Source organism: Adhaeribacter soli (assembly GCF_008727925.1).
In the GTDB taxonomy this organism is placed as follows: domain Bacteria; phylum Bacteroidota; class Bacteroidia; order Cytophagales; family Hymenobacteraceae; genus Adhaeribacter_A; species Adhaeribacter_A soli.
Window position 1 is genome coordinate 296,643 of record NZ_VTWT01000003.1, and the last position, 26,935, is coordinate 323,577.

Sequence of the window (26,935 nt, forward strand, 5' to 3'; positions counted from 1 at the left end):
CTTCAGGTACTTTTTCACCTCAAAACCTACCCTTTCCAGTGCCAATTTCTAATTCGTAATTTCTAATTTCTAATTAGAAGAATTACCTTTGGAAATGGCACGTAAAAAACTCTTCCTGCTGGATGCCATGGCCCTGATTTACCGGGCCCATTTCGCATTCAGCAAAAATCCGCGCATCAATTCCAAGGGCATGAACACGGGCGCCGCGCTCGGTTTTACCAACACCCTGGTAGACGTTCTGAACCGCGAAAAGCCCGACCACATTGCCGTAGCCTTCGATGGTCCGGAGAAAACTTTCCGCCACGACAATTTTGTGGAATATAAAGCCAACCGCCAGGCCATGCCTGAAGATATTTCGGTGGCCATTCCGTACGTAAAAAAACTGGTGGAGGCCTTCAATATTCCCATGCTCATCATGCCCGGTTTCGAAGCTGACGACATCATTGGAACGCTAAGCTGCAAGGCCGAAAAAGCCGGCTACGACGTGTACATGATGACGCCGGATAAAGATTACTACCAGCTCGTGACCGAACACGTTTTCGTTTACAAACCCGCTTTCCTGGGCAATGCCATCGATATTATAGACGTGCCCAAGGTGCTGGAAAAATGGGAAATTTCGGATGTAAAACAGGTAATCGATATTCTGGGTTTACAGGGCGATGCGGTCGATAATATTCCCGGCATTCCTGGTATCGGTGAGAAAACGGCCAAGACCTTAATTCAGAAATATGGCTCCGTAGAAAACCTGATCGCGCACGCGCACGAGCTCAAAGGCAAGCAGCAGGAAAACGTGATGAAGTACGCCGAGCAAGGCCTGATGTCGAAAGAGCTGGCTACCATTCATTTAGATGTTCCCATTCATTTCGACGAAGAAAAGTTTGAATACAATGGCCCGGACGAAGAAAAATTGAAAGCCCTTTTCGATGAACTGGAATTCCGAACGCTTGCGCAACGCATTTTCGGAAACGCTACGGTTGCCACGCCAAAAGCCCCGAAAGCTGCGCCTCCGACCATGGTCAAGGGCAAAAAATCCGATCAGCAAACTTCGCTTTTCGACGACCTCGATGACCTGGCCAATGTACCGGATTCCGGCGAATCCCTGGCAGGTTTCCGCCGCAACATTACCAATTCACCGCACGATTACCATTTAATAAATACCCCGGAATTACGCCAAAGCCTGATCCAATATTTAAAACAGCAAACCGAAATTTCCTGGGATACCGAAACCGACAGCATCGATCCGATCACGGCGCTTCTGGTAGGTATGTCGTTCAGTTATATTCCCGGCGAAGCGTATTACGTAGCCATTCCGGAAGATGAAAGAGAGGCCCAAAAAGTAGTGGAGGAATTCCGGGAAATTCTGGAAAGCGAAACAATCTTAAAGATCGGGCAGAACATTAAGTACGACATCCTGGTACTGAAACAGTACGGAATTTCGGTGAAAAAGCCGATCTTCGATACCATGATCGCGCACTACCTGCTCGAGCCGGATATGCGTCACAACATGGATCTGCTTTCGGAAACCTACCTGAACTACACCCCTATTTCCATCACCGAACTTATCGGCAAGAAAGGCAAAAAGCAGGTAACCATGGCCGATCTTGCGCCAGAAGAAATTTCGGATTATGCCTGTGAAGACGCCGACGTAACCCTAAAGCTGAAACAATACTTCGAGCCGCTGCTGGTAAAGAATAACCTGAAAAAACTCTTCGACGAAGTGGAAATGCCGCTCATAACGGTATTAGCCGAAGTCGAAAAAGAGGGCATCGCCATCGATTCCAAAGCCATGGCCGAAAGCTCGAAAGAACTGCAGGGCTACATCGAAGAAATTGAAAAGCGCATTTATGCATTGGCCGGTCAGGAATTCAACATCGGCTCCCCGAAACAGTTAGGCGAGATCCTGTTCGATAAAATGGGGCTGGGCGGCGCAAAATTGAAGAAAACCAAAACCGGTCAGCACGCCACCGGCGAAGAAGTGCTTTCGAAGCTCGCTGCCGAACACGAAATTGCGCAGCTTATTTTAGATTACCGCCAGCTTTCCAAGCTGAAATCCACGTACATCGATGCGCTGCCACAACTGGTTTGCAAACGCGATGGCCGGGTGCATACTTCTTTCAACCAGGCCGTGGCGGCCACCGGGCGTTTAAGCTCCACCAACCCGAACCTGCAGAACATCCCGATCCGGACCGATAAAGGCAAAGAGATCCGTAAAGCGTTCGTGCCGCGCGACAAAGACCACGTGCTGCTTTCCGCGGATTATTCCCAGATCGAGCTCCGCATCATTGCGCATTTCTCCGGCGATGCTACCATGAAAGAAGCCTTCCGCACAGGTATGGACATTCACACCAGTACGGCTGCCAAAGTGTACCACGTGAAACCTGCGGAAGTAGATTCGGAAATGCGCCGCAAAGCCAAAACCATCAACTTCGGCATCATCTATGGTATTTCCGCTTTCGGTCTGGCTGAACGCCTGAAGATTTCGCGCCGCGAAGCCGCCGACATCATTGAAGCCTATTTCCAGGAATTCCCTGCCATTAAGGAATACATGGATGAAGTGATAAACCAGGCCCGCGAACAGGAATACGTGGAAACCGTTTTAGGCCGCAGAAGATACTTGCGCGACATCAATTCCCGGAACCAGACCGTGCGCGGGTACGCCGAACGCAACGCCATTAACGCGCCAATTCAGGGAACCGCCGCCGATATTATTAAAATTGCCATGATCAACATCCAGGACTGGCTCGACAAAGAAAAGCTGCAAACCCGCATGATCCTGCAGGTGCACGACGAATTGGTGTTCGACGTACCGCTGAACGAAGTGGAAATAGTAGCGCCCAAAGTGGAAGAGCTCATGAAAAACGCCCTGCCGCTGAGCGTACCTATGGAGATCGGCATCGGTACCGGCTCCAACTGGCTCGAAGCCCATTAAAAAAGTAGGGACAGGTCGCGACCCAATGCTGTCAACTTAAGAAAAGTAACGTCATTTCGAGCGAAGCCGAGAAAACTTATGGGAATTACAATGGGCTGGCGAGCGTAGCAAGACAGGCCTTACAATAAAATCTATCTGGAATGGCCCCATAAGCTCCCTCAACTTCGTTCGGGATGACGCAATATTTCAATTCATTTTTTCTTAAGTTGACGGCATTGGGTCGCGACCTGTCCGCAAACGCCGTGACCCGATGCAAAACGCCCTGAGCAGCCCGTAAAACAGTAGGTTTTATGCTGAAAAAGTAAACGTATGAATTTTAAACACGTCTTTAAGATTTCCCTGTTGCTATTGCTGGGCTTTATGTATCTGGGTTTTAAACCGGCTGCTAGGGAGAAAGCTAAAACCGACGAACAGGTTTTGATCGAGCTTATCCTGCACCGGGGCTTGGTGGAGCGGGATAAAGTAGCAGATTACCGTTTATTCAAAAACAAAAAGAAGTTCTATATCAGCCGCCGCGTTTATGAATCCGTTTTTAGTGAGCTGGATGCTGACTTTGTGTTTGCGGATTATGCAGCGGAACGTTTCCCTAAGAGAGTTGGTAAAATAAAAATAGCAGCCCTCACAGAAGAAGAGTTGCAGAAAAAAGCTGATAAAAAAGGCGATTTCCTGTATCTGAGTATCAGCGATATTAAAATTGAAGGCGATCGTGCCCAGATCGGATTATCTTTAAACTGGAAGGTTTCTAAAAATACCAAAGGTATTATCCATATGAGTGGTGGAGGCTATATCCTGGAATATGTAAAGGAAAACGGCCAATGGAAGTTTAACCGGGAACTCCGGAACTGGATTTCCTGAAGTTATATCAACGATTTACAATTAAGAAAACAGTACGGGTTTGATCAGGAAAACCGCACAAAAAAGCGAAGGCTAAAACCTTCGCTTTTTTTATAGGAAGCAAACGGATGATTATGGCTGAGGCGTAAAGATGTAATCTCAATTACAGAAACAGGGAAACCATTAATGGTATCTTTCTCGGCCATGGAAAGAACCAACCTGGTGCTTCATAACTCAGCAAGTTTGAAATCACGATGCTCCCCATCTGCCATTAATCAAATCATCGATTCATTGTTTTGAAAGTTTTAAGCTTGTTTCTGCGGCAGCCCAAATCCCCTGCAGCGGGCGAATGCCTCCGGCCTTACTGCGCACTAAAAGTAGCTACGAACTTGTTAGTGCTGGTGCCGGCGGTTTGAGTACGGCTCAGCACCATGGTAGTAGCGCTTAAAGATTCAACATCGAAGTCGCCGGAGATCAGAGAAAGCGTAGGAGTAGGAATTACCAGGTTTATCTTAGTCTCGTTCTCTTTAAATTCCCAGGTTCCCTGCGAGGCGCCGGGTTGCGAACAAGTCATGGGGCCTTCTTCTACCGTAACCGTACTATCAGCATTGAATTTGTAAAGATCGTCTTTATTGCAGGCCGGAAACAAAGGGTTGCTCAGAAAGTCGTTTCCATTATTGGTTAACGAAGCTAGTTTCCATTTTTTACCCGTCAGCATTTGGGTTTTGGCCGATGGCTCCGGCGCGGTTGGCTGGGGCTTATTATTATCATCATCGTCGTCTTTGCTGCACGAAGTAAAGCCCAGGCAGGTACCCAGCACCAGCAGCAGTAAATATCTTTTCATAAAGGATTTCTTTTAGTTTTTGCCTAAATATACAAAATTTCAAAGGCTTTGTTAAAAACTTTGCGAAGCTTGTTGCGGAGCCAAAAGAAAATTTGCAGGTCAATAAAAAAAGCTACCCCTAAAGGTAGCTTTTTCTGAGGTTTATAAAGGTCAAAGCCTACGGGAATAGAACAGTGTTGTAATTTGTTTCATTAACCGTTGGAATGCTGGACTTATATTTCTCGTTTATCGCTTTAATGAATTCATTTGCTACGATAGCATTTCCACGAGGTGAGAAATGGAGGCCATCAAGGCTGAAAATGTTTCCGGTTACCAGTGCCGTGTTGTAAGTAACCTGATTTCTGCTGATTCCGCCAGCTATCTCGTTAAGGATAGAATAAGCATCCACGAAGGCCAGGCTATTCGGTTTTGCAGCATTTGCATTATCAACCAGCCTTTTAAGTGCTTCATTGTAATCCGCAACTGCATTTCTAATGGCATCAATCTCAGGTTTGGAGAGCACCAGGTTATCCGGGATTGGAGTTCTGGAGCCAAGTCCCTGACATTTAATAGCTGACGAAGCTGGTAAAAGAATTAACTCTTCCGAGGTTATTGGTCTTACCGTTCCATCTTCCACAACCATAAATGGATTTTGGCCAACTTTAAAGTTAACAGCACCGCGGTAAGCTGCTTTAAGCGAATCGGCTTGGCCTTGGCGCTTCAGCACTAAGCCATTATAAGGAACTGTTGTGAAAAAGGGAGCTTTAGTCAGGTCCGGAATATTAGCAATTACACCTTTAACATTTTTTAATGCCATGGCATTAATTATCTGATTAATTGCAAATTCGAAATTGGCTTTTGGAGTAATAATCTCATCACCGTCTCCCCCTTGAGTAGCATACCCGAGCACATCATTATTCCCGATCCATAGTGAAAGGAAAGTAGGGTTTTGTGCCATTGCCTGTTCTAGAATTGTTACTGAGGGCGATGCAGCGAATCGAACAAAGAATGGGTTAGCTGTACGAGGATTTGCAAATATCCCCATAGGGTCACCATAATTCGGAGCAATCAGGTGAAAAGATTTAGCTCCCGGAACACCCAAATTATTATATGGGCCTTGATTAGTTGGGGCAAATTTTACAAATAACTCTTGGGCGGTATAGGTAGTTGACCCGGAAACCACCGGGCTTAAAGAAGTACCCATGCAGTCGGTTACAGAGGCTAATTTAAGTCGGTGGTCAAGTATGATGTTGCTCCCGTTAATTTTGGGAGAACTGGCTTCTACAGCCTCTGCCAGTAATGGCTGCCGGAATTCCCCGCCCCCGACCAGTTTAAATTGTTGCGCTAAGATGTTTGGATAGGAAACCTCCTGGCCTCCCCGGTACAATGCACCATCGGCAAAGCCTGCTGTCAAAGAGTTACCTAAAGAGACGTAACGCTCAAAATTTGCTTCCCCGGCACTTGCTTTCGGCGCATCTATTTCGGGTTTGCAGCTGCTTAAGAAAGCGGCCAAAGCCAGTGCCGCCAGTCCTGATTTGTATAAAAACTTATTCATGGTCTTTTCTGGAATTAAAATTTATAACTAAGCGCTAAACCCGGAATGTAAACATTGGTTTTGTAAGTGCCCGCAATGCCGCCGGATTTATCGGCCTCATCGAAACGTTCTTCCTTGGTAATGTACAGGAACGAAGCATCTACCTGGAACTTGTCGCTGAACTTGTAGCCCAGGCCGCCGGAAATTCCGATCGCATTTGCATCCGGCGTTTCCGGGGTCAGGTAGCCGGCCTGCACCGGGGTATTGTCGTAGTAACCACCGGCCCGCAAAGCAAAAGCATCGGTAACCTGGTATTGTGCGCCTAAGCGGTAAATGTAAACGTCTTCGTAATTCCGGGCGCTTTCGGTAAAATTATTGCCGCCCACGGCTTCCTTAAAATCAAAGCGTAACTTTTCGTAAGCGCTCCAGTTTACCCGCTGCACATCGGCGGCAAGGGTAAGTTTTTCGGTCGGCTTAAATCCTAGTCCTAAAGTAATGTTGCTGGGCAGTGGTAAGGTGGCGTCAAATTCCGTATTCGGGAACCGGTTTGCCAAACTCGGAGCCACTTTGTTGGTTACATCGCCGCCCTCTACCTCCATTTCTACTTTAGAACGGTAAGTAACGCCCACCGAAAGCTTCTCGGTTGGCTGAAAGAAGATACCGGCATTAAAACCGAAGCCGCTGGCCCGGCCGTCCAGCTCTATGCTGCCTTCTTCGCCTTGCCCGTTCTGCACCGGCAGGTTTCGCTTCAGGTTTACCATGCCGGTAGAGTACACAAAGCCGGCGCCAATACCAACTTTATCGCCGATCTTATAACTTACCGTCGGCTGAATAAAGATGGCCTGCAACGTAAGCTCATTCAAGCCAAACCGGCCGATCCATTGGTTGCCCCATTTTACGCTGCTGCCGAAAGGCGTATAAACCCCCAGTCCGAATTTCAGCGGGCTTTCGTCTTTTCCATAAACGCCGTAGCCGGCAAAGGGCGTCCCCAGCGGGTTGTCGCTCTCGGCGGTGGCATTTCCGGGGGCTTTCTCGAGGTAGGCAATTTTAGAAATAATGCCGCTTACCCCAATCTGGAAGCCATTTTCCCGAAGGTGGCTCATGGCGCCGGGGTTAAAGAAAACGCTTGCTTCATCCAGGGCCAGGCCTGTGCCGGTGTGCCCCATTCCGATTTGCTTCTGCCCCTGCAGGTTCACCTGGAAACCGCCGGCCTGCGCTGCTCCGGAAAGCAATACGCTACCCAGCACAGCCATTAATTTACGTTTCATAGTTTTAGAAAAAGTTATATGCTCACCGGCTAAAGTAAAAAATAATTTCAGATAAAACAGAGTTTCCGCCTTTAATTAATTCGGTATGCCTAACAAATAAGGTATTGTTCATAAAATCTGAAGCCGCGGCTAAGTTTTTTTTAAAAATTTATAAATAGGATTATTTTATCCGGTATTTGATTATCCGGATTCCTTGCCTCGCTTTCAGGATGGCAGGCATTGTTGAAGAAGAGTGAAAATGATAGTCTTTTTATAGGGTAAATTATATATAGAAGGGTTGGTTTATATACTGGAGAACGGATAAGGAGTGTTGTCAATATTGTATATTATAAAGGCCTTGAGGAATTTTGTAGCCGTTAGTATTCTGATTGTCAGGTTAAAGTGAATCGTGAGACTTGTTTTGATGTCAACGGATGCTTACATTTAAACACTTATCAGTCACCCTGTATTACCTAACCTATGAAAAAACGCATACGAAAACTTCTGGCTTTATGCGGCCTGCTGGCCTGCAGCCATTTGGGCTTTGCCCAGTACAACCCCAACCTGCAGTTCAATGCCGGCAACCCCCGCAACCTCAACACCACCGCCGATACGGCTACGGTGGGGTGGCTGGCAATTACGGCCGGCGGCGAAGCTACCAACAGCTGGAGCGCTGTGCAGGCGCTGCCCTTCAATTTTGCTTTCTATGGCAACCCGGTTACCAATTTTAAAGTGAGCCGCAACGGTTTACTTACCTTTAACACGGCCACGGCCTTGCTGCCCAACAACAACGCCGACCTGCCTACCAACCTGCTGCCCGACAAAACCATTGCCAGCTTCTGGGATTCGTTTTCGGCAGCAGCGCCTTTGCCGGCCAATTCAAAGATCTATACCCGCGTATTCGGCCCGGCCGGCTCGCGGCAGCTTTGGGTAAAGTGGATCAATTACGAGATCGGGAATCCGGTTTGCGCCTTTGCCAACTTTGCCTGCGTGCTCGAAGAAGGCACCAATAAAGTGTACATGATCGACATGAACTACAGCAGCGCGGCCAACGTAACGGCTACCATCGGTTTGCAGAATACCAGCAGCCATGCCATTCAGTTCGGTTCCAGCACTTTCGGCTTTTTCAGTACCAATTCCGGGCCTGCCGCCGCCGATAACGATTATTACGAGTTCACGCCGCAGGTTACTTCCGATGCCGGCGTGCTCTCCATCGATGCGCCTACCGTGCCTTTTGGTTCTGGTATTTCCAACGTGGTGGTAACGCTTAAAAACTTCAGCCAGTCCACGCTCAGCAACGTAACCGTAAAGTGGAAAGTAAACAATGTGCAGCAGCCCGATTTTGTGTATAACGGCAGCATTGCCCCGAACACTACTTTAAGCAACGTAAACATCGGCTCCTTTAACTTTGCCGATGGCGCTACCTATAGCATCGAGGCCGAAACGTTCAGTCCGAACAGTTCTTCCGACATTAATCCGGCAAACGATAAAGCCACCAAATCGGTGTGCCCGATGCTGCTCGGGAATTACGTGATCGGGGGCGTAACCGGCCGGTTCAATACCATTACCGAAGCGGTGAACATGCTGCACTGTGCGGGCGTGGAAACAGCCGTGAAATTTACTCTTGCTCCAGGAACCGGTCCTTTTAACGAAAGCGTTTCCATTAATCCTATTTACGGCGCTTCCGGCAAAAACACCATCACCTTCGACGGCGGCACTACCACGGAGAAAGTTACCAGCACCGGATTATATACTTTCCGCTTAAACGGCGCCGACCACATTGTTCTTCAGAACCTGACCATTGAGAACCTGAACCCCACTACGTCCAGCAACATTCTGCTGGTTAGTCAGGCCGACAGCAACATCATCCGCAACAATGTCATTCAGGTTAAAACTGGTGGAACCGGTACCAACGTATTCGCCGGTATTACCTTAGGTACTACCAATTTTACCGGAACGCCAAACAACGGTAGCTTTAACCGGATCGAAAACAACGAAATCGAGAACGGTACTTACGGCATAATAATGCGGGCTGTTGCCGGCGGTCTTGATTCCAGAAACCGCCTTGTGGGCAATACTATTACCGGTGCCGGAACAGCAGCTATTCTCAGCGCATACCAGCAAATGCCCTATATTCAGAAGAATATTATTCAGCTCGTAACTGGCGCTACGAATGCTACCGGTATTCAATCCGATAATAACGATAACTTCGAAATTTCTTTTAATACAGTCAGAAATTTCAGCGGCAGAGGTATTGCAGTTAGCAATGGTAATACAATTAGCGGAGGAGTAAACAGCCGGGCAAAGATTGTAAATAACATGCTGAGCTCCGCGCCAGGTTCGTTTGGCGACGGAATAGGCTTTAATTCGGCTTCTTCATTTATCGATATCCTGCACAACAGTATTAGTATAAATGGGGGCAATGGCGACGGAATTTTTATCAATAGCGGAACTTCTATTACCGTAAAAAATAACTCTATTGCCCTCTTCAATCCTACCGGCACTTTCAGCCGGGCCCTCTGGGGGGGCGCCAGCGTTTCTTTTGCGGCCTTCGATCATAATAATTTCTTTGTTACCGGTGGTGGCAATATAATCCGGCTGAATAATACGGATCTGACTCCTTCAACCTACAAGGGTTTTGCCGGGTTTAATGCTAATTCGCAAGATGGTAACCCGGGCTACCTCGATCCGGTTAACGACCTGCATGCCATTACCCCGCAACTGAATAATAAAGGCGACAATACTGTAGCCGTTACTACCGACATCGACGGCGAGGCCCGTCCGGCTACGGTTGGCGGCCAGGTAGATATCGGGGCCGATGAGTTTACCGTATTTCCGAACGATGTGGCCGTTACCGCCCTGGTGGCACCAGGCCTGAACGGCCGCCAGTTTACTTCCAAAAGCCTTACCGCAGCTCAGGACGTAACCATAAAAGTAGTGAATACCGGCGGTACGGCGCTCAGCAACATTCCGGTGTATTACAGCCTGAACGGCGTAGTTTCGGCCGTTGAAACCATTCCGGGGCCGCTGAGCCCGGGCACCAGCACCAACTATACCTTTACGGCTAAAGCCAATATGGCTGCCGTAGGAACCTACAACATAAACGCCTTTGCTGCCTTAACCAACGATGATGACCGGAGTAACGATACTTTGGGCATATTACAGGTGAAGCAGCTGGAGAATGCACCGGTGCTGGTTTTTCCGGTAGCCGAAGATTTTGAAGCTGTGCCAACGCTTGTGCTGAAAGACAATCAGGTTGGCGTACCCGGCGCCGAGCGTTTCGATTATGAGAATAATTCGGCCGATGGTCGCTTCCGGAGTTTTGCCGGAACCGGCTTTGCCAAAAGCGGTACCCGTGCTGTCACTTTCGATAGGGTCGGTTTTACAGGGGGAACAACTCCGGTAAATTACCTGCTCCTTACCCTGAACCTTTCCAATTATACCACTACCGATGTACTGATGCTGGATTTTGCTTATGCTTACCATACCACTTCTACTATCGATAACCCTCAGAGCCGGGTTTGGGTAAGAGGCAACGATACCGCTCCGTGGGTGGAAGTGTATAATTTGTTTGCCAATAAGATCGGGGCCGGTAATTATAAGCCGGTAACCAACGTGAATATGTCGGCTGCCCTGGCTGCCGCCGGACAAACCTATAGCGCCAGCACGCAGATCCGGTTCGGGCAATCCGGTACCGGTTCTGCCACCAGCACTACCTGTTGCAACGGTACCAGCTTCGACGATATTGCAGTGCGGAAGCTGTTGCAGACCGACCTGAGTGTTACTGCTTTGTTGAAGCCGGTAGCCAATGCCTGTGGCGACAGCACCCAAACGGTATCGGTTACGGTTAAAAACCTGGGAGTTGCTTCCAAATCGAATATTCCGGTTACCGTTAATGTAACCGGACCGGTAACCGCTACCCTGAACGCCACCATTCCTGGTCCGCTTACTACCGACCAGGCCATTACCATTCCTCTAGGCACTCTGAATACCTATGCCGGCGGCAGCTACCGGTTCAAAGCGTACACCAGCATGGCCAACGACGAAGACCTGCGCAACGATACCCTGACCACTACCTTGTTCCTGAACGCCATCCCAACCATGCCGGTGGCTACAAACGCTACTACCTGCGAAGGCGAAAGTGCGGTGCTTCAGGTTAGCGGTACGGCCGATAGCTATAATTTCTATGCGGCTAAAACCGGCGGCGCTGTATTAGTGAATTCGGCAGCGGGTACGTTTACAACGCCACCCCTAACGGCAACTACTACCTATTACGCATCCTCGGTTAATTCTACAGTTGCGGAAGTAGGTCCGAAAGACATGAACATAGGCGTAGGCGGAAGCGTTACACAGTTCGATGCCGGGCTGGAATTTAATGTACTCCGGGAGCTGATCCTGGATTCGGTTTTTGTCTATCCGGCTTCGGCAGGAAACGTGAAAATAAACCTGCTTAATGCCTCCAACGTGGTAATTGCCACCCAAACGGTAGCTGTAACCACACCAAATCTTAAAACGCCTATTCCGCTGAACTTCCGCATTCCGGCCGGCAACGGGTATAAACTGAATGCGCAGGGAAGTACAGTTACAGCCTTGTTCCGGAACACCAACGGTGCTATATATCCTTACCAGATCCCGCAGGCGCTTTCCATTACCGGCGGTACCTTTGGCGTAGGCCCGTTCTACTACTTCTTCTACGATTGGCAGGTAACCGTGCTGGAGTGTGAAAGCAAGCGCGTAGCCGTTACTGCAACGGTAACTCCTCGTCCGGTAGTAAACCTGGGTGCCGATATCCGCGATTGCAGCGGCGGTCCGGTTACACTGGATGCCGGAAACGCTGGTTTAGGATATGCATTCCAATGGTCCCAGGGCGGCACGGCACAGACTTTTTCAGCTACCACTTCCGGTCAGTATTGGGTTAAAGTGACCAACCCGATAACCGGCTGCTTCAAAACCGATACCATCAATGTATTCATCGGAACTTCGCCGGTAGTGGATCTGGGAGCCGACATTACTTCATGCGGAGTAGTTATGCTGGATGCCAGTAATGCCGGAACCGGTTTCGACTACAGCTGGTCGAACGGCCTGGCTACGCAAACCATTGGCGTAACTACTTCCGGAACGTACTCGGTAACGGTAACCAACCCGGCTACCGGTTGCAGCACCACCGATCAGATACAGGTAACCATTAACCAGAGACCAACGGTAAGCTTAGGCGCCGATAAAGTGCAGTGCGGCGGCACCGTAACTCTCGATGCAGGGAATGCCGGTTCCGGTTTTTCTTACCTCTGGTCTACAGGCGGCACCACGCAAACGGTAGGGGCAGCAACTTCCGGCCAGTACTGGGTGCGCGTAACGAACCCGGCTACCGGTTGCTTTAGTACCGATACTGTAAACGTAACGATCAATGCTGCTCCGGTAGTGGATCTGGGTGCGGACGTAATCCAGTGCGGCGGCACGGCTACCTTAGATGCAGGCAATCCGGGCTTTACCTATCTTTGGTCGAATGGCGCTACTACCCAAACCATTAATGCAACTGCTTCCGGAACGTATTCGGTAACGGTAACCAATCCGGCAACCAACTGCAGCAGTACCGACCAGGTGCAGGTAACCATTAATGCCTTGCCGGTAGTAAACCTTGGCGCCGATATAAACCAATGCGGCGGAACGGCTGCTTTAAATGCCGGCAATGCAGGCATGACGTATCTGTGGTCTACCGGCGCTACCACGCAATCGGTTTCTGCAGCCACTACCGGCCAGTTTTGGGTAAAAGTTACGAATCCAACAACCGGCTGCTTCAGTTCCGATACCATTAACGTAACCATCAACAACAAACCAGTGGTGAACTTAGGCCCGGCTATTTCCCAGTGCGGCGGCACGGCCACGCTCGATGCCGGTAATGCCGGTTCCGGTTTCACATATTTATGGTCTACAGGGGCAACTTCCCAAACCGTTAATGTGAGCACCAGTGGCACCTATTCGGTAACGGTAACCAACCCGGCAACCAACTGCAGCGAAACCGCTCAGGTACAGGTAAGCATCAATTCTGTGCCGGTAGTAAACCTGGGCCCTGATGTAACGCAGTGCGGCGGTTCGGTAACCCTGAATGCCGGCAATACCGGTTCAGGCTTTAACTTCCTGTGGAATACCGGCGCTACTACCAATACCATTTCGGCTGCAGCAACCGGTAAATACTGGGTGCAGGTAACCAACCCAACGGGTAATTGCGTGGCTACCGATACCGTTAATGTGCTTATTAATCCACTTCCGGTGGTTGCCGTTTCTACCAGCAAAGCGCCAACCATCTGCCAGGGAGACAGCGTGCTGCTCACCGCCAGTGGCGCCGGTCCTTTCCTGTGGTCGAATGGGGCAACTACGCAGGCCATTAAAGTGAAAACTTCCGGAACCTACTCGGTAACGGTGACCGATGGTTTGAACTGTTCGGCAACTTCCACTCCGGTAACAGTAACGGTAACCCCGCTGCCGGTAGTCAGCATCGCCGACCAGACCATTTGTGCCGGTGGTTCTGCCACTTTAACCGTAACCGCACAGACAGGGGTGACTTATACCTGGTCTAACGGCCAGACCGGCAGCTCCATTACGGTTTCGCCTGCGGCTAATACCACTTATACCGTTACCGCCACAACCGCCGGCGGCTGTACTTCCTCCGATCAGGCTACGGTTACAGTTAATGCCCTGCCGGTAATAAATGCAGGCATGGATGTATCGGTTTGTCCGGGAGCCAGTACTACTTTAACCGCTACCGGCGGAACGACCTATACCTGGACTGATGGCACAAATACCTTTACCGGCAGCAGCATTACGGTTACGCCTGTGGCAACTACCACCTATACCGTAACTTCCGGACCAAATGCCAATAATTGCTCCGGCACCGACCAGGTAACGGTTACCGTATTGCCAGCTCCGGCAGCACCGGTTATTACGTATACCGGCGGCGTACTGGCTTCCAGCGCTACTACCGGAAACCAGTGGTACCTGAACGGCACGGCCATTCCGGGCGCTACCGGCCAGACCCATACGCCTACTGCCAGCGGGAACTATACTGTAACGGTAACTTCAGGAACCTGTCAGACTACTTCGGTAGTGTTCGTATACAACCCGACCGGCCTTGCCGACTCTATGTTTGCTAACCAGTTGCAGGTGTATCCGAACCCTACCACCAGCAGCTTCCAGGTAAAACTTACCGGCTTTGCCAAACCAGCTACCCTCATGCTTTACAACTTAACCGGCCAGCTGGTAGATAAAGCCGAAGTAAAGCCGGACCAGAACAAGGTACTGAACCATAGCTTCGACCTAAGCCACAAAGCTTCCGGCGTGTATCTGCTTCGCCTGGAAACCGAAGGGAAAGTAACCTACCGGAAAGTGGTGAAAGAATAGTAGCGTTTCCGAAGGAAAAAGTAAAAGCCCCGGCCAGCAGGTCGGGGCTTTTTGTTTGTCTGAATCAGAATCAGGATTTTATGATTTTTATGATTTCCGTGACGAATGTTTGTAGGGACAGGTCGCGACCTGTCCGCACGATATCTGATCAATTCGGTATTTGATTGGGATGGTCTGAATCAGAATTTTCAGAAACGAAGTTCGGCGTAGCCAATTATAAAATTAGCAGAATTCTCCTTGCTTTATCTTTTCACGCATATCTCCAGCGCAGCCCCCCGAAATCACGTTTGCGGATAAAAATTAAAGCCTACGGCGATGGTAAAATAAGCTGGTAATAACTGAGATGGAGTGTCGCATAGTAGGGAATCCTTTTGCAAATACAACCACCCCCGAACTCCTTCCCTCCTTTGTCGGGACAGGCTCTTGAAAAGGAGGGGAGCTGCAGTCTGCTGAATTTTAGCTTTTCTGCAAGCTCACATACACTGGAGAATTCAGAATTTAAGATAATAAGCCTGATTAAGTGAAATGAAAAGCTCCCCCCCTTTTCAAGAGCCTGTCCCGACAAAGGAGGGAAGGGGTTGGGGGTGGTTATTGCACGCCTTGCAAAACGCTATAATTTTCGGCTAAAAAACCCTTATCCATTTTTACGTGCAATCCGTTAAGCGGAAAGCAAAACAGGATCTGGATACATGTACGATGTAATTATAGTAGGCGGCGGTCCGGCGGGACTAAGTGCTGCCATGGTTTTAGGTCGTTGCCGCCGGAAAGTAGCGCTCTTCGATACGGGTAAACCACGCAACCGCTGGTCCGAATCGATGAACGGCTTTATTACGCGCGATGGCATAAATCCCGGTAATTTTATTAAACTTGGCCGAAAGGAATTGGGTAAATATGGGGTGGAAGTACACGAGCGGGAAATAGTGGAAGTTGATTATTCTTCCGAAGGTTTTAAAGCCGTAGATGCCAAAGGAAATGAATACCGGTCGAAGAAACTGCTGCTGGCCACCGGGCTGAAAGATCGCTTGCCGGACCTGCCCGGTATTGAAGAAATGTACGGGAAAAGCGTGCACCATTGCCCGTATTGCGATGGCTGGGAAAGCCGCGACAAACCCATTGCTGCTTATGGAAGAATGCGGAATGGTTTCGGCTTATCGCTTTCCCTGAAAACCTGGAGCAACGACGTAATGCTGTTTACCGACGGCACTAACAAGCTTACTGACCCGGAAATCTCAGAACTGGAACGCAACGGCGTGCAGTTAAACACAAAGAAAATAAAGCGGTTGGAAGGGGAGAATGGCCGGCTGCAGCAGATAGTGCTGGCCGATGGCACCTCCGAGCACCGCGAAGCCATGTTCTTCAGCACCGGTACCGAACAGCAATCGCGGCTGGGCGAGTTATTAGGTTGTGAATTTACGAGCAAGGGCGTGGTAAAAACCCGGAAGCTGCAAATGACCAACATCAAAGGACTGTTTGTGGCCGGCGATTCGGCGCGCGACGTGCAGTTGGTAATTGTGGCCGCTGCCGAAGGTACCAAAGCTGCCGTAGCAATTAACATGGAGCTTCAGTCCGAAAGCAGGAGGTAAAAACGGTAGGTTTGGCCGCAAAAAAACTGTGCAGCAGAATTGTTGTTTTGCCGGTGCGGTCTTTTCGGAAGGTTCGCATATTTTTGTACCTTCAGGCCATGTTGATCATTCCGCTTATTCTGGCCCTGACCGGTATTTTGCCGGCTAATAATTTACCCCCTAATGAGCCTGTTTCCCAGATGCTTGCACCTTCTGCTGTGAAATTAAAGGCTGGCGACCCTTCCGTAGGTTACCGGAAAGCTTACCGCTATAAAGGCAAAATAGGTTCGGCGGAAGTTACGGTCTGGCTGGAAACTGATTCCCTGACCGGCAAATTGAGTTCCGGAGAAGACCTGCTTTGCGAAGGGTTTTACTTCTACGATAAGCACCGGAGAAAATTAACTTTACGAAACCAGAAATTCGACCCCAGGCAGCCCCTGGTGCTGGAAGAATCCGTGATTGACCGGGAGCAGGATAAGCTAACGGTAACCGGCCGGTTCATGACAGCAGGGCTACCCGGTAAAACCCTGAACGGCACATGGCTCAGCCCCGACGGCAAACGAAAACTGCCCTTCAGTTTGCAGGAAGATTATACCGGTGCGGTAAAGTACCTGTCGGTAGGCAGGGCTATTTCAGGGCGGCCCTGTAAAGATGGTGGAGTGGAATCTGGTTATGAGGCAGAATATTACCTGAGCTATCTGCTGGTGCAGGTTCCGGGAAGGCCGGAAGTAGAGGCCAGGCTTCGGAAGATATTGGGCGGCCCCAAACCAGAAGAACAGATGCCCGCTTACCTGAAAAACCTGATGAAATCGGGCGAATACGATTGCCAGGAACTCAGCGAAACGGTTCTTGTAAAATACAACGGCGACGATATCTTATCGGTAGAGAATCATAGTTCCTTTCACGGTTACGGGGCGCCGCGCTTTTACCATTCCTTTACCGGCACAAATTTGAATCTCCGAACCGGGGCAAAACTGCACCTTTCAGATCTGCTGAAGCCGGGATTTGAGCAGGACAGCAACATCCCGCCCCGCAACGACGAGAACTACTATCCGGAGGACCCCAACGACTATTTTACGATAGAACCCGACGGTTTAACGTTCTACCTGAAATATGGCGCCAACGTGGAAGAGAAATTCGTTCGTTACGAAAATATCCAATACCTGATCCGGCCGGAGGGCCCACTAAAAGGCTTCCTTTACCGGAAATAGAATTGCGCCGAATTTATAGCAGGTCTCTCAGTTTCTGGCGGACTTTAATTTATCCGCATTTTCCTTTTTCCGGAAGGCCACGATCCGGTCGATCAGGTCGAAGGGGATGGGCTGGTTTAGCGGAAACTGCACCGAACCTTTGCCTTGCTTGTATGGCGCGAGTTCGGTGGCAAAAGCTTCGTGACCGGTGGGCGTGGCGTAAAAGCCGAGGTGATTTTTGAAGCCGGCAAAATACACCAGCGGTTTTCCGTTCGTTTTATAAGCCGGCATGCCGTAGCTGATGCTTTCCACGGCTTCCGGGGCTTGCGCTTTAATTACCGTCCGCACCTGTTGCAGGAGCGCCTGCACGTTTTCCGGGAAATCAGCGATATACGCTTCTACGCTTTCCGCTTTTACTTTGCTTTCCATTTTTGAATGATCTATGCGCCGCCCTCCCGGTTACAGCGATTCGAGCCAGCGCCGGGCTTGCTCCGGATCGGTAAAGAATTGTTCGTTCGGCCGGCCGAAGTTGGTTTGGTAGCGTTCTATTTTGGTGGCATCCTGGTGGCAGTGCGCGGCGGCTACGCATTTTATGCCCCGCGTGCTGGAATAGTTCAGGCTTTTCGCTTCCTCCTCGAACAGGTTTACGTAGCCCACTTTCCAGCCGTAAGCGGCCAGCGTGAGCGGCCCAATGGTGCGGAAGGTTTTATGCGCCTCTAGGTCTGCCGCCTGAAACCCGTAAATGTTTACCAGGATCCGGAAGGTGGAGTCGTCTGGAATTTGAGCCAGGGCTTCCTGCAAAGACGCTTCCCAGGTTGCAATATCGGCTTGTTCGGCTTCGCCGCTGAGGTGCGTTACCACCAGTTGCTTCTCCGGGATCCAGGTTGTTTCGGCAATTAGCTGATCGGTCATGGCTTTGTATTGGTTTAGGTTCTTTGTAGGTAAACCGCGATCCGATCAATTGGTTTAAGTAGAACTCTGCTACGCCACCTTCCGCTTTGTACCAAGGCTTTTTAGGGCAGCAGAATTAAGCCTTTCTCACGAATTCTGATTTAAGCGCCATGGAGCCGAAGCCGTCAATTTTGCAGTCGATATTATGATCTCCTTCGGTCAGGCGGATGCTTTTTACCTTGGTGCCGGCCTTTATTGGTTTGGGAGCGCCTTTTACGGGTAAGTCTTTAATTACCACCACCGAATCACCATCCTGGAGGATATTGCCGTTCGCATCTACAACCTTCAGACCGGTTTCTTCCTGGACTTCATTCAGGTTCCACTCGTTGCCGCACTCCGGACAGGCATAGGTTTCTTCTCCCATGGCATAACCGTAAGGCGAATTACATTTCGGGCAGGGTTTCATTTCTTCAGGCATGGTATTATTTTGTTTTATTGATTTGTTTACTTGCGGACTGCAACCGGAAAGGACAAAACAGGCCGTTTTCGGGTACAGGTAAATGCAGCGGCAATATTACATAAAAAGAACAGGAAAACAGGTTGGTAGTTAGGATTGTAGCGTTATCCGGTTTGCAAAACGAGAAAGGTTCCTGTCCCGGCTATCTGGCTTTAACTGCTACCGGCAAATTCAAAGAAGCATCATCCAGTTTTCGCATTCGGTAGGCGTTCATGGCAAAGCGGCCCAGCTTGTCGGTTAGCCGGTAATTCACCACCGCACCCACCGGCGCCCCGATTATGGGAATAAGTTGTGCCATTTTCGCCAGATCGATGTAATCGCGATACTCCTGCTGAAAACTCCGCCAGTCGAACTGGTTTATATCCGAAGGCAGGTGCTGTTTTTGTTCGTCCCAGTTGGTCATATTCAGGTAAACTTTCCGGCGCTGCTGCTGGCTACTGAAGGTGAGCTGGAAAATGAAGAGGAGGTAAAGCCGTTCCCGGTAATCGTCGGTAGCGTAGCCGTAAAGCGCCGCAATATCGAAAAGCATTTTCAGCTTCAGACTCAGGAATAAGGGGAAATCGGCCAACCCCATCAGGAAACCACCGGCACCTGTTACGCCGCCTTCCGCCGCGGCTGCCGTCCGGTAAATGGCGATCCGCTTCTGCACCTGGGTTTCAATCTGTTCCAGCGAAGCCGGTGCACCGGGGCGGGCCGTAGTAATACGCGAACCAAAAAGCACCGCCCGGATCATCTGTTTCAGGGTAGTGGTAATGGCCGTGTGGATCTTCTCGGGAATAAAGCTGTTCATTTTATCCTGAGTTGCCTTCGAAAGCATATTCAGCAATGATGGGCTTTTCTGCATTTCCCGCTGCCACGCCTGTAATTCCCGCAAAGCCAGTTGATCGTAGGTTATATTTTCCATGCTTCTCTTACGTACAGGTTTTTCCCGAAAAAGGATAGCGTTACCTCACCCCAGCCCTCTCTTAAAAACAGGAAAGGGAGTTTTTTATCAGAACAGGATTATCAGGATTAAAGGATTTTCAGGACAATTGTCTGAATCAGAATTTTCAGAATTATAGAATTTTCAGAATTAAGAAGTAATGGTTTATCGGTAGGGGCACCTCTTGTGGGTGCCCTGGTACATTATCAATTCCACGCATATCGCCAGCGCAGCGCCCCTGAAAACCACGTTAGCAGATTTTTAACAAACCAAAAGGAAAGCCCAATCGGAGGAAAACTGATCCCAGTTTGTGCGTGCGCGGCCTCCTATTCATTCGGTGCCGAAGGCAGGCCGCCAGGCCAGTTTGAATAGAAGACGCAAACGCACAAACGAAGCCATCCGGCTTGAGGGAGAAAGTCAGCTTAACGTTAAAAGTTAAGAGTTGAAGCAAATAGAAAAAATGAAAAGTCTTACTTTCCAACCCTCTCCCCAATGCGCTGAAACTCCCGCTCCGTAAGGCAGAACCGGTGCCCTTCCACCAGAATATGCATCACCAGATTTTCCACCGCTACCGGGCTCCCGAAGTCCACATCTTCCAGGTTGGTGTATTCAATTTTGCTGCCATCTAAAATAGTAACCACGCCGTAGCCGAACACCTCCAGGTAATTGCCTTCCTTAATCACCACGCCCGTTGCTTCGCCCAGCCCAATGCCAATGTATTCCGGCCACTTCGCTACCGCAATGGCTAACCGGCCGAAACGACCACGCTCGGTAAAATGCGTATCGATGTACACGTTATGGATGAAAGAAAGTGCGGTGCTGGTTTTGGTGCGGCCTTTTTCCAGCGAGTAAGAACCGTAGCCTTCGTAGATCATCCGGTCGGACATGGCCGTAGCCCCGGCGCTGGTGCCCGAAATAACGATGTTGTCGGTAATGTAACGTTCCCGCATAATTTGTAAAACCTGGGTGCCCCTCAGGAAATCGGCAATGCGCCTTTGGTCGCCGCCGGTAAAAAAGATCACGTTGGCCCGGCGGATGCGCTCCAGGTTTTCTTCGGTATCGGCTTCGTTGTTTTCATCGATGTGCATATAATGCACGTGGCGTAAACCCAGGTCCCGGAAAGCCTCTTTGTACGCCTGTCCCGATTCTTCCGGTTCGGTGGCCGCCGTAGTAATAACCTCTACGTAAGAACCTGCTTCGCAGTATTCCGAATGAATAAGCCGGAGGAGGCAATCGTCGTCGCCGCCGCCCAGCGCAATTAAAGTACCCTTTATTTTTATCTCTTTTATTAAACTCATATATGCTCTTTACCTACTCCTTAAACGCAGAATCGCCTTTTGGCAGATGCCCCGGTTGTAAGGTTAACGGTTTTTCGCCGAAAATCTCCGGAATTTCGTATTATTAATTTCCGGTAAAGTAACTAAAACCTGATTTTTATGAAAACGCTGAAATTCAAAACCAATATAAACTGCACCACCTGTATGTTCACCGCCAAGCCCTTCCTGGACAAAGTTCCGAATATAATGGGCTGGGAAGTAGACCTGAAAGATCCGGAAAAGACCCTGACCGTAAAAGGCGACCACGTAAATTCCGGTAACGTGATCGATATGGTGCAGCAGGCCGGGTACCAGGCCGAAGAAAAGAAAGGTTTTTTAGGCAAGCTTTTCAGTTAAAAAGGGTAGGGTTTAGGCTGAAAAAACCGTTAGCATTTCCGGCGCTTATCACCGAACTTTGCCCGGTTCAACCACCAATTCTCACGCCCGGAATAATTTTATGGAAAATACCGCTTTTAAAATATACCAGTTCGAAGACAAAGGCCTGGCCCATTATTCGTATGCCGTTCTGAGCGAAGGCGAAATTGTTTTAATCGATCCGGCCCGCAATCCACAGCCCTACTACGAATACGCCACCCTGCACGACGCCCGCATTGTAGCCGTAATCGAAACCCATCCGCACGCCGATTTTGTAAGCAGCCACCTGGAAATTGCCAGCAGCAAGGAAGCCCTTATTTACGCCAGCAAATTACTGGGAGCTACATATCCGCACGAATCCTTCGACGACGGCGATTTCTTTCAGGTCGGAAAAGTTACGCTGCACGCCATCAATACCCCCGGCCATTCACCCGACAGCATTACCATAGTTCTGAAAGATGAAAACCAGAAAGAAGTGGCTGCCTTTACCGGCGATACCCTCTTTATTGGCGATGTAGGCCGCCCCGATTTGCGCGAAAGTGTAGGCAACTTAACCGCTAAACGCGACGAACTGGCCCGGCAGATGTATCGCAGCACCCGCGAAAAACTCATGAAGCTGCCCGACGATGTATTGGTTTACCCGAGCCACGGCGCCGGTTCGCTTTGCGGCAAAGGCCTGAGCAGCGCCAACGTAAGCACCATCGGCGCCGAGAAACTGAGCAACAGCGCCCTGCAGGAAATGACCGAAGAAGCCTTCGTAGAATTCCTGACCGCTGACCAGCCTTTTGTGCCGAAATATTTTGGTTACGACGTAGAACTGAACAAGCAGGGTGCCCCGGATTACAACCCATCGGTAAATGCCGTGCCGCGTCTGGAAGCCGATCATGCCTTGGATAGCAATGCCCTGGTGATCGATGCCCGTCCGCAAACCAGTTTCCGGAAAGGCCACCTGACCGGTGCTATCAACCTGATGGACGGCCTGAAGTTCGAAACCTGGCTGGGTTCCATAGTTGGTCCGGACGAAAAATATTACCTGATTGCCGAAACCGAAGATGCCCTTGAAAAACTGATTGCCAAAGCCGCTAAAATTGGGTACGAGCTGAACATTGCCGGCGGCATTGTAGCCAAAGAACTCGGCGAGGAAACTTCCCCGGAAACCGATGTAAACGCCTTCACGCAAAACCCGGACGCCTTTACCATTGTCGATATCCGCAACACCGGCGAAGTAAAAACCCGCCAGATCTTCCCGAACGCCATCAGCATTCCGCTGCCTGAGCTCCGCGAACGCGCCCACGAAATTCCGGCCGATAAACCCGTGCTCGTGCATTGCGCCGGCGGTTACCGCTCCGCAGCCGGCGCCAGTATCATCCGCCAGGCCGTTCAAGACCAGCCGGTGTACGATCTGGGAGAAGCCATTACGAAGTTCTAGGTTTTAGATAAAGGTAGAAGGAGGAAGGAAGAAAGATTAAGAGTTTTTCTTCGGAAGAGTTACCGTTTTAAGCTGAAAAAGTGAAGCCGCACTGAAGTAACTTCGGTGCGGCTTTTTTATGCAGAAAACATTATAATATTCTCAACTCCTCAGTAGCGTAGGGTTTAAACCCTACGCTACTGAGGAGTTGAGAAAGAAAGCTTGCGCTGAAAAAGCTGCTGTTTGTAGTCTTCCGGAGGAGGACTGCAAACTTTAAATGAAACAGGAAGTCTCCGACTTCCCCACGCTACCACAAATTTCCCGGAACTGCTTGTTCGCGTGGAGCAGCAGAAACGGAAACGGCTGCTTTCATTATTGCTTTGCAGTCGTCCTTCAGAAGAATACAGGAAACGGATTTTCAGAAAATAACTTTTATTTTCTCCAGCTGTTTTTATCTTTCTACCTTCATCCTTCTACCTTCATCCAGAAAATATGTGTGGCCGTTATTCCGTAAACCCCAAAGCCAAAGGAGCCAGTAGGGCCGTAAAGCTGCTTCAGAAAGCCGAGGCCGAAGCGCATTACAACGCAGCGCCCAGCCAGGGCCTTCCCGTAATTACCGACGAGAAACCCAACGAAGTACAGTTCTTTCAGTGGGGTTTGCTGCCGCACTGGGCTTCCGGTCCCGACTATCATCCCAAATCCATAAACGCGCGCGCCGAAACCTTAGCCGAAAAAAATACCTTTAAACAACTGCTGAAACGCCACCGCTGCCTGGTACCCGCCGATGGTTTTTATGAATGGAAGAAAGTAGGCAAAACGAAGATCCCGTATCGCATCCTGCTCAAAAACGAAGACCTGTTTACCTTTGCCGGCCTCTGGGACGAATGGGCCGACAAAGAAACCGGAGAGGTGCGCCACACCTTCACCATTATCACGACCGACGCCAACGAATTAGTGAAACCGCTGCACGACCGCATGCCCGTGCTGTTGCATCCCGGAGAAGAAAAACTGTGGCTGCAGGAGGCCCCGGATGCGGACCACTTAAAACTGCTGCACCCCTATCCGTCCGAAGAAATGAAACTCTACCAGGTATCACCACTCGTAAATTCCCCCACCCACGAGTCGCCGGAAGTAGTGGCTCCGGATACCACAACCGGCACCCAGGGCAGTTTGTTCTGATCGGAAATTCGCTGCAAAAAATATCCTGCCAAGCGCCTTCGGCAAAAGACAGACTGGCGCAAGTATTAAACAGACTGGCGCAAGTGTTAAGCGTAAGCGTCACTTGGGCCTGACAGACAGAAGCCAGTCTCCAGACTGGCGTTAACGGGAGTACAGAATATCTGCCTTTAAAGCCACGGAAGTCTGAAGACTTCCTCCTGTTCTTTAGGCCCAAGTGGCGCTTTCGCTCAACACTTGCGCCAGAAATAACCAGTAGAAAAGCACAAAGAAAACTACCAGCTTTGCCAGCCGTTGCGGCGGCGGGAGTAATGCTTGCGCCGGTAAGAGCGGAGCGCATAGTACTGCCTTTTATGAATAAAGCTGATATAAGCTGATTTGAGTCGTGGTACCCGCAAAACGCCTCCTTTCCCTGATGTGCAACATTTTAGGCTATACGCCGCTCTTTTTCCGGCAGCAGGTACATTGCTTTAAATTTCCGTTAAGAAACCGCTTTTAAAAGGGAATAACTTTCAGCCATGAAATCGTTAGCGTTTTTGGGCTAAAAAGTAGAATTAATCCATACTATTTCTGAATGCACCTGCTTGTAACTACGCAGAACTTGGTACTTTTGCGGCACGAACGATTTTAATACCGGAATGTAGAACAAGATGGAGCACGCGAAGCTGGCAGAAATAAATTACCTCATCGGGGAAGGCGAATTCTATACGCTTAAAGACATCCTGAAGGAACTGGAACCTGCCGAACTGGTGGAGCTCATCACCGAACGGGAAGAGGAACGGGACAGGGTCATTATTTTCCGGCTGCTGCCCGTAAAACTGGCGGCCCGCACCTTCGAGTACCTCGATTTCGAAACGCAGGAATATTTCCTCCACGCGCTCAACAACGACAAGGTTGCCGCTATCCTGAACGATATGTCGCCCGACGACCGGACGGCTTTGCTCGAATACCTGCCCAACACCGTCGTAAAAGAACTTATTGCTATTCTTTCGGAAAAAGAGCGTAAAGTTACCCTGGAGCTTTTAGGTTATCCGGAATTCAGCGTGGGCCGCCTCGTAACCCCCGACTACGTGGCCATCAAGGAAAACATGACCGTAGAGGAAGTGATCGACCACATCCGCGAATACGGCCACGATTCCGAAACCATTTCCGTGCTCTACGTGGTAGATGAAAAAGGCATCCTGATCGACGACATCCGGCTTAGGGAAGTAATTCTTGCGCCCAAAGGCTCCGTGATCCGCGACCTGATCGACCACCGTTTTGTGGCCCTCCGCGCCATGCAGGACCAGGAAGAAGCCCTCGAAATTTTCCGTAAAAACGACCGTGCCGCCTTGCCCGTGCTTGACGAGGAAGGGCTGCTTTTCGGCATCGTAACCATCGACGACATGCTTTCGGTGCAGAAAGAAGAAGATACCGAAGACATTCAGAAACTGGGCGGTACCGAAGCTTTGGAAGAACCTTACCTCACTATTCCGCTTCTGGAAATGGTAAAAAAGCGTGCCGGCTGGCTCGTGATCCTGCTTTTAGGCGAAATGCTTACCGCCTCGGCCATGGGTTTCTTCGAAGATGAAATTGCCAAAGCCGTAGTGCTTACCTTATTCATTCCTTTAATTATTTCCAGTGGCGGCAATACCGGTTCTCAGGCTACCACGCTCATTATCCGGGCCATGGCCATTGGCGAAGTGTACCTTTCCGACTGGTGGCGGGTGATGCGGCGCGAATTGCTGCTGGGTTTTATGCTTGGCGGCATTCTGGGCCTGATCGGCTTCTTGCGCATCATGATCTGGGCCACCTTCATGGATTCGTACGGACCGCACTGGCTCGGCATTGCCTATACGGTTGGCTTCTCGCTGGTCGGGGTCGTGTTGTGGGGGTCTTTAGCCGGTTCCATGCTCCCGATCCTGCTCAAACGCCTGAAACTCGATCCGGCCACTTCCTCCGCGCCCTTTGTAGCTACGCTCGTAGACGTAACCGGCCTGGTAATTTATTTTTCCTTCGCCTTCCTGTTTTTAAGAGGAACGTTGCTGTAACCCAAAATGGTAGGTTTGGGCCTGAAAAAACTATCTGAAAGTTATTCTTAAAAAGTCTAAAGCTCTTCCGGGCACAGATGTCCAAAAAAGCATTATGATGGGACAAGTGCAAGTGAGCCCTTTCGAGGGTTTTTGTTTCCAATGCAGCTAGCAGAATATTTCCGCAATTCCATTAATTTGCCCGCATGAAAATACTGGCAATTTCCGGCAGCCTTCGCGAAGCTTCCACCAACACCGCAATCCTGAAAAGCCTGCAGAAGCTAGCACCCGGCACCACAGATTTTACCATCTACTGCCCCGATCCCGCTATTCCGCATTTCAGTCCGGATTTGGATAAACCGGATGCTTTTACCAGCGTGGAAACGCTACGGAATCTGGTGAAAAATGCGAATGGAGTAATTATCTGCACGCCGGAATATGCTTATGGGGTGCCTGGTACCCTGAAAAATGCGCTCGACTGGCTCGTTTCCTCCGGCGAACTGAACGAAAAGCCAGTTGCCGCCCTCAGCGCTTCGCCCATGTACACCGGCGGCGAAAAAGCGCTTACTTCTTTGCTCCACACCCTTACCGCTTTGGGTACGGTACCGGCCGGTTCGCTTTCTATTGGCAGCATAAATACCAAAATAAATGCTGCTAAAGAAATTACCGATTCCGAAACCGTAGAAGCCTTGAAAATGCTACTCCAGAAGCTGGAAAAAGTAGTGGCTGAGAAGGTTTCGGGTTAGTTAATAAGTGACAGTTCAGGGGCAATACTCGAAATTCCAATACAAACTATTCATTGCCGTC

General features: G+C 49.9%; 18 protein-coding genes. 10 read left to right on the plus strand and 8 right to left on the minus strand.

The window, feature by feature from the left end:
- Window positions 1-94: 94 nt before the first annotated feature.
- Window positions 95-2,929 (plus strand): DNA polymerase I, encoded by a 2,835-nt coding sequence (gene polA, locus F0P94_RS07400; RefSeq protein WP_150903237.1) that lies wholly within the window; start codon window positions 95-97, stop codon window positions 2,927-2,929.
- Between the two features lie 309 nt (window positions 2,930-3,238).
- Entirely contained in the window at window positions 3,239-3,784 is a 546-nt protein-coding gene (locus F0P94_RS07405; protein WP_150903238.1) for a nuclear transport factor 2 family protein, read from the plus strand.
- A 340-nt stretch (window positions 3,785-4,124) separates the two neighbouring features.
- Here F0P94_RS07405 and F0P94_RS07410 read toward each other — a convergent pair whose 3' ends face one another.
- From F0P94_RS07410 to F0P94_RS07420, 3 genes are all read right to left on the minus strand, one after another.
- Window positions 4,125-4,607 (minus strand): lipocalin-like domain-containing protein, encoded by a 483-nt coding sequence (locus F0P94_RS07410; RefSeq protein ID WP_150903239.1) that lies wholly within the window; start codon window positions 4,605-4,607, stop codon window positions 4,125-4,127.
- A gap of 157 nt (window positions 4,608-4,764) precedes the next feature.
- On the minus strand, window positions 4,765-6,141 hold the full coding sequence (locus F0P94_RS07415; protein ID WP_150903240.1) for an SGNH/GDSL hydrolase family protein: 1,377 nt from the start codon (window positions 6,139-6,141) through the stop codon (window positions 4,765-4,767).
- Window positions 6,142-6,155: 14 nt separating this feature from the next.
- Window positions 6,156-7,388, minus strand: a complete 1,233-nt coding sequence (locus F0P94_RS07420; RefSeq protein ID WP_150903241.1) for an OmpP1/FadL family transporter — start codon at window positions 7,386-7,388, stop codon at window positions 6,156-6,158.
- Between the two features lie 459 nt (window positions 7,389-7,847).
- Here F0P94_RS07420 and F0P94_RS07425 point away from each other — a divergent pair, with 459 nt between their 5' ends.
- The 3 genes from F0P94_RS07425 to F0P94_RS07435 all read left to right on the plus strand — a co-directional run bounded on the left by F0P94_RS07425 (window position 7,848) and on the right by F0P94_RS07435 (window position 17,535).
- Window positions 7,848-14,762 carry an Ig-like domain-containing protein gene (locus F0P94_RS07425; protein WP_150903242.1) on the plus strand — a complete coding sequence of 2,305 codons (6,915 nt, stop codon included), beginning with the start codon at window positions 7,848-7,850 and terminating at the stop codon, window positions 14,760-14,762.
- A gap of 689 nt (window positions 14,763-15,451) precedes the next feature.
- Window positions 15,452-16,345, plus strand: coding sequence for an NAD(P)/FAD-dependent oxidoreductase (locus F0P94_RS07430; RefSeq protein ID WP_150903243.1), 894 nt, complete (start codon window positions 15,452-15,454; stop codon window positions 16,343-16,345).
- Between the two features lie 98 nt (window positions 16,346-16,443).
- A complete protein-coding gene (locus F0P94_RS07435; protein ID WP_150903244.1) occupies window positions 16,444-17,535 on the plus strand; it encodes a hypothetical protein in 1,092 nt (363 codons plus the stop codon).
- A 27-nt stretch (window positions 17,536-17,562) separates the two neighbouring features.
- On the opposite strand, the gene F0P94_RS07440 is transcribed toward F0P94_RS07435, so the two are convergent.
- The 5 genes from F0P94_RS07440 to F0P94_RS07460 all read right to left on the minus strand — a co-directional run bounded on the left by F0P94_RS07440 (window position 17,563) and on the right by F0P94_RS07460 (window position 21,142).
- Window positions 17,563-17,943 carry an iron chaperone gene (locus F0P94_RS07440; protein ID WP_150903245.1) on the minus strand — a complete coding sequence of 127 codons (381 nt, stop codon included), beginning with the start codon at window positions 17,941-17,943 and terminating at the stop codon, window positions 17,563-17,565.
- 30 nt (window positions 17,944-17,973) lie between these two features.
- Window positions 17,974-18,426 (minus strand): hypothetical protein, encoded by a 453-nt coding sequence (locus F0P94_RS07445; protein ID WP_150903246.1) that lies wholly within the window; start codon window positions 18,424-18,426, stop codon window positions 17,974-17,976.
- Between the two features lie 115 nt (window positions 18,427-18,541).
- On the minus strand, window positions 18,542-18,883 hold the full coding sequence (locus tag F0P94_RS07450) for a zinc ribbon domain-containing protein YjdM (RefSeq protein ID WP_150903247.1): 342 nt from the start codon (window positions 18,881-18,883) through the stop codon (window positions 18,542-18,544).
- Between the two features lie 181 nt (window positions 18,884-19,064).
- Window positions 19,065-19,826 (minus strand): EcsC family protein, encoded by a 762-nt coding sequence (locus tag F0P94_RS07455; RefSeq protein ID WP_150903248.1) that lies wholly within the window; start codon window positions 19,824-19,826, stop codon window positions 19,065-19,067.
- 488 nt (window positions 19,827-20,314) lie between these two features.
- The gene (locus tag F0P94_RS07460; protein ID WP_150903249.1) at window positions 20,315-21,142 is read right to left on the minus strand and encodes a cyanophycinase; all 828 of its coding nucleotides are present in this window, start codon (window positions 21,140-21,142) and stop codon (window positions 20,315-20,317) included.
- Between the two features lie 138 nt (window positions 21,143-21,280).
- On the opposite strand from F0P94_RS07460, the gene F0P94_RS07465 reads away from it, so the two are divergent.
- The 5 genes from F0P94_RS07465 to F0P94_RS07485 all read left to right on the plus strand — a co-directional run bounded on the left by F0P94_RS07465 (window position 21,281) and on the right by F0P94_RS07485 (window position 26,874).
- Window positions 21,281-21,517 carry a heavy-metal-associated domain-containing protein gene (locus F0P94_RS07465; RefSeq protein ID WP_150903250.1) on the plus strand — a complete coding sequence of 79 codons (237 nt, stop codon included), beginning with the start codon at window positions 21,281-21,283 and terminating at the stop codon, window positions 21,515-21,517.
- Between the two features lie 100 nt (window positions 21,518-21,617).
- Entirely contained in the window at window positions 21,618-22,964 is a 1,347-nt protein-coding gene (locus F0P94_RS07470) for an MBL fold metallo-hydrolase (RefSeq protein WP_150903251.1), read from the plus strand.
- Between the two features lie 471 nt (window positions 22,965-23,435).
- Entirely contained in the window at window positions 23,436-24,122 is a 687-nt protein-coding gene (locus F0P94_RS07475) for an SOS response-associated peptidase (protein ID WP_150903252.1), read from the plus strand.
- Between the two features lie 647 nt (window positions 24,123-24,769).
- Complete coding sequence (gene mgtE, locus F0P94_RS07480; RefSeq protein ID WP_150903253.1) at window positions 24,770-26,149, plus strand: magnesium transporter; 1,380 nt, start codon at window positions 24,770-24,772, stop codon at window positions 26,147-26,149.
- Between the two features lie 185 nt (window positions 26,150-26,334).
- Window positions 26,335-26,874 (plus strand): NADPH-dependent FMN reductase, encoded by a 540-nt coding sequence (locus tag F0P94_RS07485; protein ID WP_150903254.1) that lies wholly within the window; start codon window positions 26,335-26,337, stop codon window positions 26,872-26,874.
- Window positions 26,875-26,935: the final 61 nt, after the last annotated feature.